This is a genomic window from Sporosarcina sp. P12(2017) (assembly GCF_002743035.1).
GTDB lineage: Bacteria > Bacillota > Bacilli > Bacillales_A > Planococcaceae > Sporosarcina > Sporosarcina ureae.
This window is the reverse complement of record NZ_PDYL01000021.1, coordinates 1-11,913: the sequence shown is the minus strand read 5'-3', so window position 1 is coordinate 11,913 and position 11,913 is coordinate 1. Positions and strand designations below refer to the sequence as shown.

Annotated in this window: 10 protein-coding genes; 8 read left to right on the top strand and 2 right to left on the bottom strand. The window is 38.0% G+C overall.

Annotated elements, in window-relative coordinates; translation table 11 throughout:
* The first annotated feature begins 133 nt into the window (after nt 1-133).
* Nucleotides 134-1,294: an MFS transporter gene (locus CSV80_RS15090; RefSeq protein ID WP_099671785.1), complete on the top strand. Its 1,161-nt coding sequence runs from the start codon at nt 134-136 to the stop codon at nt 1,292-1,294.
* A 383-nt stretch (nt 1,295-1,677) separates the two neighbouring features.
* On the opposite strand, the gene CSV80_RS15085 is transcribed toward CSV80_RS15090, so the two are convergent.
* Both CSV80_RS15085 and CSV80_RS15080 read right to left on the bottom strand, forming a co-directional pair.
* Complete coding sequence (locus CSV80_RS15085; RefSeq protein ID WP_099671784.1) at nt 1,678-2,790, bottom strand: muconate cycloisomerase family protein; 1,113 nt, start codon at nt 2,788-2,790, stop codon at nt 1,678-1,680.
* A gap of 27 nt (nt 2,791-2,817) precedes the next feature.
* Entirely contained in the window at nt 2,818-4,449 is a 1,632-nt protein-coding gene (locus CSV80_RS15080) for an SLC13 family permease (protein ID WP_199084009.1), read from the bottom strand.
* A gap of 459 nt (nt 4,450-4,908) precedes the next feature.
* Between CSV80_RS15080 and CSV80_RS15075 the strand changes: the two genes are divergently transcribed.
* The 7 genes from CSV80_RS15075 to CSV80_RS15045 all read left to right on the top strand — a co-directional run bounded on the left by CSV80_RS15075 (nt 4,909) and on the right by CSV80_RS15045 (nt 11,372).
* Nucleotides 4,909-5,220 (top strand): DUF3870 domain-containing protein, encoded by a 312-nt coding sequence (locus CSV80_RS15075; RefSeq protein WP_233201630.1) that lies wholly within the window; start codon nt 4,909-4,911, stop codon nt 5,218-5,220.
* A 146-nt stretch (nt 5,221-5,366) separates the two neighbouring features.
* Nucleotides 5,367-5,840, top strand: coding sequence for a DUF3237 domain-containing protein (locus CSV80_RS15070; protein ID WP_099671783.1), 474 nt, complete (start codon nt 5,367-5,369; stop codon nt 5,838-5,840).
* A 16-nt stretch (nt 5,841-5,856) separates the two neighbouring features.
* The gene (locus CSV80_RS15065) at nt 5,857-6,708 is read left to right on the top strand and encodes an alpha/beta hydrolase (RefSeq protein WP_099671782.1); all 852 of its coding nucleotides are present in this window, start codon (nt 5,857-5,859) and stop codon (nt 6,706-6,708) included.
* The gene (locus CSV80_RS15060; protein ID WP_099671781.1) at nt 6,698-7,390 is read left to right on the top strand and encodes a CoA transferase subunit A; all 693 of its coding nucleotides are present in this window, start codon (nt 6,698-6,700) and stop codon (nt 7,388-7,390) included. Before CSV80_RS15065 ends, CSV80_RS15060 begins: the two co-directional genes overlap by 11 nt.
* On the top strand, nt 7,380-8,030 hold the full coding sequence (locus CSV80_RS15055; RefSeq protein WP_099671780.1) for a 3-oxoacid CoA-transferase subunit B: 651 nt from the start codon (nt 7,380-7,382) through the stop codon (nt 8,028-8,030). Before CSV80_RS15060 ends, CSV80_RS15055 begins: the two co-directional genes overlap by 11 nt.
* Nucleotides 8,027-9,226: an acetyl-CoA C-acyltransferase gene (locus CSV80_RS15050; RefSeq protein WP_099671779.1), complete on the top strand. Its 1,200-nt coding sequence runs from the start codon at nt 8,027-8,029 to the stop codon at nt 9,224-9,226. Before CSV80_RS15055 ends, CSV80_RS15050 begins: the two co-directional genes overlap by 4 nt.
* 355 nt (nt 9,227-9,581) lie before the next feature.
* Complete coding sequence (locus tag CSV80_RS15045; RefSeq protein ID WP_099671778.1) at nt 9,582-11,372, top strand: XylR N-terminal domain-containing protein; 1,791 nt, start codon at nt 9,582-9,584, stop codon at nt 11,370-11,372.
* Nucleotides 11,373-11,913 lie beyond the last annotated feature (541 nt).

Here is an 11,913-nt window from a genome sequence, read left to right as displayed (position 1 = left end):
ATAAAGCTTTGATCTAGACGTATGAGCGCAAAAATTAATTCTACCCAATCAATTGAAAATTGATTGGGTAGAATTAATTTGCGGTTCAAGTCACACTTTCAATGTTTCACATTTTTTGTGAGGTGAACTATTAATGAACAGCAACTCTTTATGGACAAGCAACTTTTTATTTATATCGGCAGCAAACTTCTTTTTTATTGTGACCTATTTCGCTTTACTCGTTACCTTGCCAACTGTCGCAATAACGCATTATGGTTCGACAAGTACCGTAGCTGGGTTGTTTACAACCGTCTATATTGGTGCTGCAATTATTATTAGACCGTTAATGGGACCATGGATTGAGACCTATGGTAAACAATTTATGTTGATTGTATCACTCATTCTTTTTACAACTGCTTCATTTCTTTATGTTTTTTTTGACTCTGTTCCCTTGCTTCTTATCATACGATTCATTCATGGTTTAGGGTTCGGAATGGCTACTACCATTACAGTTGCTATTGTAGCTAACATTGTACCAGAATCGAGAAAAGGTGAAGGGATGGGGTACTTCATCTTATCCACTAATCTGGGTATGGTGATTGGTCCATTTATTGGGCTTACAACATTAGAGACGTTTAGTTTAAATCTCTTATTTTGGGTAAGTGCTTTTTGTTCGCTAGTCGCTTTTTTGTTTGCTTTAATGACACGTCTGCCTAAAGAAGACGTTGTGAAACGTTCTGTCGGTGAAAAAAGAGCAGCATTATTTGAAAAGTCTGTACTACGTATTTCGATTACTGGAGCATTTTTTGGTACTGCATACGCATCAGTTCTGTCTTTTATGGCAGTTTTTGCTGTTGAACAAGGGCTTGGGCTCGAATCTAGTTACTTTTTTGTGGTTTATGTCGTTATACTTTTGCTGACACGCCCGCTAACTAGCCGCTGGTATGATCAGTATGGTGCCAACACAATTATTTTTCCAGCGATAGTCTCATTTGCAATAGGTATGTTAGTTCTTGGTTTAACGACTAATGCAATACTATTTTTTATTGCCGCTGCATTTATAGGAGGAGGCTGGGGTACGCTCTTTCCTAGTTTTCAAACAGTAGTTTTGGAAAACTCAGAACCCAAGCGTCACCCTGTTGCATTGGCTACTTTTCTGTCCGTTTTTGATATAGGTATTAGTGGGGGATCGCTTTTAGCAGGTGTCCTTGTAGGGGTAATTAGCTTCAGCTCATTGTACATATTTTATTCTATTTACATAGCAGTGGGTTTAGGTGTTTATTATTGGGCACAAAAGAAAGAGTCTTATGTATAAGTAAGCATAAAAGGTATTGCACTGTTGCTGTTTATCTTTTGATTTTAACTGCCATTCCAATCAACTAAGTGTTTTCTAAAATCTTTAGTTCAGCTTATATAGCAGATACTTTCATAGACGTTTTTTATGAATAATATAATGAATCAATGAAATACAAGTTTTCGTGAAGATGCAAAAACAAGGCTGGAACAGATCAGACAAAAGCGTAAAGGAATGATCATCCTTTACGCTTTTGTTTGTTCATGTCAGTAAAAAACTTAGATAATCAGAGTGTAACGGAGCGCAGGGGAAGTGGGGAGTTAGTTTTATCCCAACCTTGATTTTGCTTTTTAGTATTTCCATATCTATCTCTACAGTTAGCGACTACTAAAAATTAACCAAGTTTAAGATCTCTTGTAGTGATCCAACTTTTCTTCATCAATAATCATGCCAAAGCCGGGACCATCTGGAATAACAACGTCGAAATTACTGTACTCGATATTATTGGCTGTAATTGTATCCTTGAACAATAAAGGACCGAAAAGTTCTGTGCCGAATTCCAAATGGGGAATAGTGGAATATACGTGAAGTCCAACGGCTGTTCCTAATGAAGATTCGATCATTGTTCCCCCATACAACCCAAGTCCCGCAGCTTCTGCAATGCCAGCTGCTGTCTTTGTTGCTTGTAGTCCGCCTGCTTTACACACTTTAAGAGCGATACTATTTCCCGATCGGTGTTTAGCTATCTGGAATATTTCATGAATCGAATTCGCACCTTCATCTGCCATAATGGGTACAGAGAAGCGCTCAGTCAAGCGACTCATGCCTTCAAAGTTCCATTTCGGCAGTGGTTGCTCGATCATTGAAACACCACCATCTTGGAGACGCGCTATCGCATAGTTAGCAGTTGTTTCATTCCAAGCTTGATTAACGTCTACAGTTAATCTAGCACCGTCACCTACTTCTTTTTTAATCTTCAGTACGTGCTCCACATTCTCCATAGCGTCCCCAACACCAATCTTCAACTTGAAAATACGGTGTTTTTTCTGTAGAAGTAGTTCCTTTGCTTCTTCGATATCCTTACCCGTATCTCCACTTGCCAAAGTCCATGCAACTGGAAGCGAGTCATGTATTTTTCCACCCAAGAGATCGTAAGCGGGAATGTTTCTCTGTTTTGCTGCCAAGTCAATTAGCGCTCCTTCAATTAATGCGCGGGCAAAGTAGTTCCCTGAAACAGTTTTTGAAATTTCGTACATAAGTAAATTAAATTGTTGTGGATTTTTTCCGATTAGATGCGGTGTTATATACGTTTCACAATTTACTTTAATAGCCTCTGGAGTTGCTTCACCATAAGAAGCTCCTCCTATTGTTGCAACTTCTGACCAACCTGTGAGACCTTCAGTATCGTTAATTTGAGCGACGACGATAGTTTGTTTTGTTATAGTATGCATAGATAGCTTATGTGGTCTGATAGTTGGTAATTCTACAATGTGGATAAAAATAGAGTGTATGTTCATGTTAAAACTTCCTTTCAGTACTTGTTATTAAAACACTATTGGGAATAAGAAATAGACGAATAGAATAATCAAGACAAGAGTTAATGCTGTGAGCCATGCACCTTTTCGTATCATATCGGTGAACGTGATTTTTCCTGTTGCAAAAATTATTGCGTTGGAAGGTGTACTAATAGGCATCATATAGGCAAATCCAGTACCCAGTGCAGTTGCTGTCATGACAGGTAGTGGATCGACTTGAATTGCTACAGCAAGCGTAGCTGCAATAGGAATAAGAATTGTTGCAGTAGCGGTATTTGGTGTAACTTGCGTCATCAGAATTCCAATAGCTGTAGTGATTGCTAGTATTGTAATGTATGAAGTTCCTTCAAGTGCTAGTAGTTGATCACCAGACCATACGGCTAAATCGGTTTTGCTGAATCCGGTTGCGATGGCAAGTCCACCACCTACTAGCAACAATACATCCCATGGCATTTTCTTTATAGAACTACCATCAAGTAAGCGGCCATTATCACCACGTTTTGTAGGGATTAAATAAAGTAAAACTGCTCCAGTAATTGCGATGATTGTATCGGTTAAAGCAGGAATGTAGTTAACCCAAATGAATGTACGCGTTAGCCACATGAAAGCCGTTAGTAGAAAAACAGTTAAAACCATCTTTTCCTCGTAACTCATCTTGCCTAATTCTTTTTTGGTTTCCATTACAAAGATATGACCTTTCTCCAATTTCTTCACTTTCATTGGATAGGCGAACTTTGTAATGTAGAATGCTGCAGATGCCATTAATATGACAATCATAGGAAATGCAAAAATAAACCATTTAGCAAATGAAATATCAATTCCAAGTATTTCTTTTGTTAAGCCAGCTAATATTAAATTGGAGGGAGTCCCGATTAGTGTCGCACTTCCTCCAATTGTTGCACCAAAACCAATTGCAAAAATGATGGACTTTGTAAATTTCGTATCTTCCTCAGGTGTGTAGACATTCTCTTCTTTCATTAAATCAATTACCTTAGTCGCTATGGCTGTGCCGATGGGTATCATCAGTAAAGCAGTAGCCGTATTCGATACCCACATAGAAATGAACCCAGTTGCAAGCATGAATCCAATCACTAGACCAGTCATGCTTGTGCCGATGATACCAATCACTGTTATAGCAATACGCTCATGTAGACGCCATCTTTCAAGTGCAAGTGCTATGGCGAATCCACCTAAAAATAGAAAGTTCAAAGGATCTCCATAACTGGAAGCTGCCTCTTTTCCTGTTACATCCGTCAATAACGGCAACAGTACAATGGGTAACAGTGAAGTGATTCCAAGGGGCATAACTTCTAAAATCCACCATGTAGCCACTAATACAATAGTTGCGAATACACCTCTCCCTTCATTGCTCAACCCTTCTAGTGGTAGCGCATATAGAATCAAGAAAAACAAAATAGGTCCGAGTAGTAAGCCGAGAAATTGTTTTGTGCTGTATGTTTGTCGGGGAGGAGGTGTTTGTCCTTCTGAAATGGCAGGAGATACTTGAGAAACACCATTCCTCACATTTTTCATTGTTAGTAAATCTTTCGTATTGTGGTGAGAAGACCACATTACATTGTTGAACCGACGAATTATGCTCATCTTTTTCCCTCTATTCTTTTGAATATATAATGAATTCATCTACAAAGTAGTGAAAGTCACTTTAGATATTTCTTTGTTGCTAATTTATTTCTGGAGAAACAAAAAAACGGCATTAATCTGCTGAGAGGAAATCTCCAGATTAATGCCGTCACAATCTAATGAGTGAAGATAGAAGTATCTCCAACTAGATAAAGGCAAGATTGTATTTCTCTATCGCCTTACATGAAAGGGAAAGATAGAAAAGGAACAAATAAATACTATGCGTATGTTAGTTTCGTAAATTATCAGAAATATAATACGATAGTAACAAACGAAATTTTACAAGTCAAGCATATTTGTGAATATAATGAATTCAATAATGATTTCTACGTAATTAAAATAGAAGGTTTGATGAATGTAGCTTGTACTTCGCAGAGTTATTTGAATGTTGACAACAAAAATACATACTGATAAGATTAATGTACAATTTAAATACCTATTGAAGAGGTGTCTTTTCTATTGGATACTATATTAGTGACTGCGTATTCAAAAGCTCCACAAGGTTCGGCGATGTATGAACGGTTTAAACATGCTGGATTAGTCATGGAGATCGACAAAGAGACCCATAGAATTGTGGATGTAGAATTTACTTTTATAACTAGCTTGGCTTCAAATTATTTCTCTAAATTATTGGTTGGTTCTAATTTCTACGATGAGTTAGATGAGATTATTGAAAGAATTAAAAAGAACTTTATTGCTCCATCACAACAATCAGTTATTGTAGCTTTAAAAAATGCTCATCAACGTTATTGTGATGAGATTGAAAAATAGTCTGCCTGTTCGCTGATAGAAGGTACCCAATACCTTTATACCTCAGTTAATAACGGCATTAACCAAAAGGCATAATTTTGCCTTCTGGTTAATGCCGTTTTTTATTTTATTAAATATAAATTATAAAAGAAAGTGTGGAGTTTTTTATGAAATTTTATGAAGCACCTAATTTGGAGTTTTTATGTAATATGACATTAGACGTCGAAGTTGATTTTCCTGTTCTAAATAAAACATATAATGGTTCAGGAAGACGAATCATTGGAGTAACTGGCGGTAAGCTAACAGGGCCGGAATTCAAAGCGAGTGTATTGCCTGGTGGTTCGGACTGGATAACAGTCAGAGAAGACGGAACAATTATCCAAGACGTGAAGATTGTCCTTGAAACAGACGATCACGAAACAATCTTAATGACTTATCGTGGAATTCGTACGGGCCCTAAAGAGATTCTTGAAAAATTGAACAGCGGTGAAAAGGTGCCTGCTGATCAGTATTACTTCAGACATGCTCCAATTTTCGAAACGGATTCATCTAAGTATGACTGGATGAATAAACATATATTTGTCGCTACGGGTGAACGTTTACCGAGTGGTGTTCAATACTCATTATTTACAGTGAAATGAAAATGGAGGGATAGATATGAATCAGTTCATTGGACTAAAGGATGGGGGAAGTCTGAATTATAATCTGTATTCCGAAGAAAATAGCGACAAGGGAACGATTATTTTCATACACGGACTGACCGGAAATAAATTTCAATTAACAAAGTATATAAATGAGTACAAAAACGAGTATCAAATCATAGCTGTAGATCTTAGAGGACGTGGAGATAGTTCCGTCCAGTTAGCTGACTCTTCTATAGAAACGCATGCAAAGGATATTATCGAGGTGATCGATTCATTACAGCTGAAGCGAGTCATTTTATTCGGCTATTCCATGGGAGCATATATTTCACAAAAAATAGCGGGAGAACATTCATCGATTCAGCGTGTGATTTTATTAGATGGCGGTGGACATGTAGATGAAGAAGGGAAGAAAATGGTTTATCCTTCATTAGGACGAATGGAACATGTCTATCCAAGCTGTGAGAATTATATTGAAGCAACGGCAAATGTTTATAAGAATTTGAAAGTAACGGTCGATCCTTTAGTTATTCAGGCAATACAATACGAGTGTAAAAAGAAAGAGGATGGGTACGGGAACCTGTCGAACCCAGAGCTAATTAAACAAGACTTCGATAGTTTTTATTTATACGATGTGGAGAAGTCAGCGGGAAAGAATGATAAGCCAACACTGCTCATTACAGGGGAAGGGAATTTGTCTGACCGTCCACTGTTTACGAAATCCAATTATACAGCTTTATTGAAAGAGGCCAATATACAAGTGATACTAACAAACGAAAATCATTACGAGTTAGCTTTTAATCTACAATCAGATTTATTAGGCAATATTAATGATTTTTTAAAGGGAGAGTTCTCTAATGAGAAATAAAGTAATTACAGCTAAAGAAGCAGCGGACAAATTCACAAGCGGGATGACTGTGATGGTTGGAGGGTTTGGATTAATCGGAAGTCCATTAACGGTTCTTAAAGCGCTTGAAGAAAAAGAAGTGACAGATTTAACTGTCATCAGTAATAATGTAGGTGAAGAAGGCATTGGCCTGGGGATTATTTTGCAACAAGGTAAAATCGGTACGGCAATCGGCTCGTATTTTACGAGTAATAGAGAGGCAGTCCGAATGTATAACGAAAATAAATTACAGCTTCAACTTCTTCCGCAAGGAACGTTATCAGAAGCTATCCGAGCAGGTGGGGCTGGCATTCCAGCTTTTTATACTAGTACAAGCGCCGGCACTAAACTAGCCGAAGGTAAAGAACAGAAAGTGTTTGATGGGAAGACATATGTCCTTCAGAAGTCCTTGAAAGCAGATATAGCTATCATTAAAGCGCATAAAGCAGATGAAATGGGGAATCTGACGTATTACAAGACTGCTCGAAACTTTAATCCTTTAATGGCAACTGCTGCTAAAACAGTAATTGTAGAAGTTGATGAAATCGTGCCGGCTGGGAGTCTTGATCCTGAAGCAGTTATTACACCGCATTTATTTATAGACCACATCGTGCAAAGTAAAGCTACTTTGCTTGAAGGGAGAAGAGTAGAGTATGAATTATAAGCAAATTATCGCGCAAAAAGTAGCTTCCCATATACCACAGTACTCCATTATTAACTTAGGGATTGGAATTCCCACACTAGTACCTGATTATCTGGGAGATAGCGAATGTTATTTTCACACAGAAAATGGAATGCTTGGGGTTTCCGAATTGAAGGAAGGGCAACTGGACCCACAACTTGTAAACGCGGGCAAATTGCCAATAGGTGAAGCAATTGGCGCTTCATATTTCCATAGCGCAGATTCATTTGCTATGATCCGTGGCGGTCATATTGATATAGCTATCTTGGGTGCATTGCAAGTCGACTCCAAAGGAAGAATTGCGAATTGGGCTATTCCTGGTAAAGACATCGTTGGTGTTGGAGGAGCAATGGATTTACTTGAAGGCGCAAAAACTATTATTGTTACAATGCTCCATACATCAAAAGACGGTGACAAAAAGTTATTGAATGAATGTAGTTTTCCCATCACTTCAGAACGTACGGCAGATTTGCTAATTACCGAACGAGCTACCTTTAAGTGGTCAAAGAGTGGATATGAACTGATAGAAGTGACTGATGGCTTTACATTAGAAGATATCAAAGAATCTACGGGACTACAATATACGGTGTCGGATCAATTAGTAAAGGAGAGTGCGCTATGAGCAGAGTGGCGATTATTGATGCGGTTCGAACGCCAATTGGTAGATATGCAGGAGCACTCAGTACAGTTCGCGCTGATGATTTAGGTGCGATGGTTATCAAAGCTTTACTGGAACGTAATCCAGCTGTTGATCCTAAAACAATTGATGATGTTATTTTTGGGAATGCAAACGGCGCAGGTGAAGAGAATCGAAATGTAGCAAGAATGTCAGCTCTATTAGCTGGTTTACCGATTGAGGTCAGTGGAACAACATTGAATCGTCTATGTGGATCGGGGCTTGATGCAGTAAACTTTGGAGCGCGTGCGATTCTTGCGGGCGAACAAGATGTAATTATTGCAGGTGGGACAGAGAGTATGTCACGAGCACCTTATGTAATGGCAAAACCGGAGCGTGCACTTCCAAGAGGGGATATGAAGCTCCAAGATACAACAATTGGCTGGCGCTTTGTGAATTCGAAAATGGAAAAACTTTATGGTGTGGACACCATGCCCCAAACTGCGGAAAATGTTGCAATTGATTACGGTATCTCACGAAATAGACAGGACGAGTTTGCATACCAATCCCAGATGAAAACGAAAAAAGCACAAGAACAAGGTGTCTTTAATGATGAAATAATCCCAGTGACTTTCAAAACGCGTAAAGGTGAAGAAATTACTGTTGATACGGATGAACATCCACGTGCTGATTCTACGATGAATGCGCTAGAGAAACTTCGACCGTTATTCCCTAATGGAACAATTACTGCTGGAAATGCTTCAGGTGTTAACGACGGTGCCGCGGCAGTGTTATTGATGAGAGAAGATAAAGCAAAAGAACTGGGTCTGGATATACTGGGGTATTATAAAATGTCTGCTACAGCCGGAGTGGAACCAAGAGTTATGGGAATTGGTCCTATTGCTTCGACGAAGAAGTTATTGGAGAAGGCAAATGTAGATGTAAAAGATTTGGATTTAATTGAGCTGAATGAAGCTTTTGCCTCTCAATCTTTGGCATGTATTGATAATCTGCATTTGCCTATAGAAAATGTTAACGTCAACGGCGGTGCCATAGCATTAGGCCATCCTTTAGGTGCGAGTGGTACCCGGATTTTAACGACACTCTTACATCAAATGAAACGCCAAGACAGTAAATTGGGTCTGGCGACGATGTGTATTGGTGTGGGACAAGGTATCTCTACTTTAGTTGAGCGAGACTAATTAATTGATTTGATAATGCCCATTAATTGGACTTGATAAATTAATCGATCTAGCCAGTGTGAAGTCTATATTTAATTGGACTCATGCTGGCTATTTTAGGATGGTTTATTAATTACTGATATAGTAATTGTAGGGGATATATCAGGGGTATTATTTTACGCTAATTTATAAATACAATAAACTGAATGCCTTGTATATTAAGTACTTTATAATAAACATTATAAACGAAATTTATTGACACTGAGAATATTGATGTATAAAGCATTAAGGCTGTCACTTAAATCACCTTAGAAAGTAGATTGCAAAACAAGTTTTTTGTCCATGGGTTGTTAAGAAGGTGAAGGGAGATAATTTGATGAAAGCTAATCAGTTGATATTACAGAATTTGATTGATATCAATCCTCGTACGGGAATCATTAAACTTCATGATAAAAGAATGGGTTTAATTTCTGTGGAAGCACTTAGTATTTTACGTAATGATTTAATTGAGACGCTTGGCAAAGAACGTACCAAAGGATTTTTAATGCGATATGGCTGGGCTTGTGGCAAGCGGGCTGCAGAATCCATAAAAATGAGATATGACTGGGAGTCCCTGGAGGAACTGATACTCTCAGGAACGGTCATGCATACATTAGAGGGCATTGTGACTGTAGAGCCCGATATATTGGAAATTAATGATGATCATTTATATATAACGGGATATTGGAAAAACTCTTTTGAATCTGAGAATCATTTATCCGAAAATGAAATTGGAAACGAGCCTATTTGTTGGACATTAATTGGTTATGCAAGCGGTTACTTAACAAGCGCATTTGGTAAGGAAGTAATCGCTTACGAGAAAAAATGCCGTGGCAAGGGAGACGCCGAGTGTTACTTTGTCGCTGAAACTGTTGCACATTGTGATGAAACGCATCTATTAGACTTACGTTACTATCAAAGCGAGTCAATGCAGTCTGTATTAGATGATATGTATGCTGAAATCGAACAGCTAAATGAAAATATTATCGAATCCGAAAAAATTCAAAATCAGTTAACCGAACTATTCCTGGAAGATAAGGACATTAATGAAATAATCCATACGCTCGGTACTACTCTTGGTCGTAGCATCGTCATTGATCATTACAATGAAGTATATTCGTCGTATTTCGAATGGGAAGAAGAACGATTGGCGTATAAGAAATTGAAGGCAAGTGGTGTCATTACAAATCAGCAAAATGGCTTATTCTTCGAGTCATTTTTAATTAAAAGCAATAAGGTGCTGCTCGGTAATCTAATGGTAATTGGAAAACAAAAATTAAATCAAAGAGAACAACTAATTATTAAACGTGCTTTAGTAGTTTTTACAATTCAAATGTATCACCAACGTAAGTTAACAGAATCACTTTGGAATAAAAGAGAAGATTTTTTTGATGAATTGATTGATAACAAAATTATGGATGAAAATATAATAAATAGACAGGCAGCAATTTTCGGATTTAATATTAATGAGCCTCATCGTATTATTGTACTGAAAGTGATACCAAAAAAGATGAAGGAGAGAGTTTTACATTTTTTGACGAAAAGATTTCCTTTGTTTGATTTATTTTTGAAGGATCATTTTATCGTCATCATTAGTGCGGAAAGTGAAGATCAAGATATTGAAGTTTTATCTGTTAAGCTATTGAACGAAATTAAAGCAAGTTTACCCGATATTATTTTGCATATAGGTTCTGGACGTCTGGTAGAATCTGTATATAAGCTTAAGGAAAGTTATGTTGATGCCAAACAGATATGTGATTTTGTTCAGTTAACTTATCCCACAAGTAGTAGACAGGCAACGTATAAAGACTTTGAAGGAATTATGATGTTCTTAAAGGGTGCAGATCATGAGGAACTTATGATGTTTTATATGAAGACAATTGGCACATTAGTAAAATATGATGAAGCTAATTCAGGCAGTCTGCTTATTACGCTGAAATCTTTTTTAGATAATAACGGCAATCTTCAACAAACTGCCGACGATTTACATCTATCTATTGCAGGTCTACGTTATCGTATTGAAAAAATCCAGTCATTAAGTGATATCGATTTAAAAACAGGGTCAGGTCGATTTAATGGGCAACTGGCCACGAGGATTTACTTTGGATTAAAAGTAATGAGAAATTAATGGTAACCAAAACGAATCGATTTTTGATTCGTTTTTTTATTGTGTGCTCAACATGGGCGTAGTCTATAGGTTGCAAGTCCCGAACTGTGAAGGCGGAGTAACAGTTAGCTTAACGCAAGGGTGTCCGCGTTGACGCAGAATCTGAGGGAAACGAGCGGCAAATCTCAGGTCTGTGGAACACGAACTCCATATAAGGCTAGGTGCAATTGGGTGAGTTTGCAATAAAAAACAAAGCCCTTTTCTGCCAAGGGCTGCATCAAGTAAATAGAGCATATAAGTGGAGGGAAAGACCACGGCCTTACCTGGGAAGGTCTGTCGGGTATGCCAAGTACTCTTGGTAACCTGTCTAGTGATAGACAGCATAATCAACAGAAGTCAGCAGAAGCCATAGTACTATTCGACCTCGAGAACGGATGGGAAGGGCTGAACAATTAAGAGAGAACAACGCCTTGGCATTCAGTACACTGCGATGAACACAGATAACCGTATAGGCATACTTGAAGGAGGAAATGGTGAATTCCATAGGGGACTTCAAGATGGT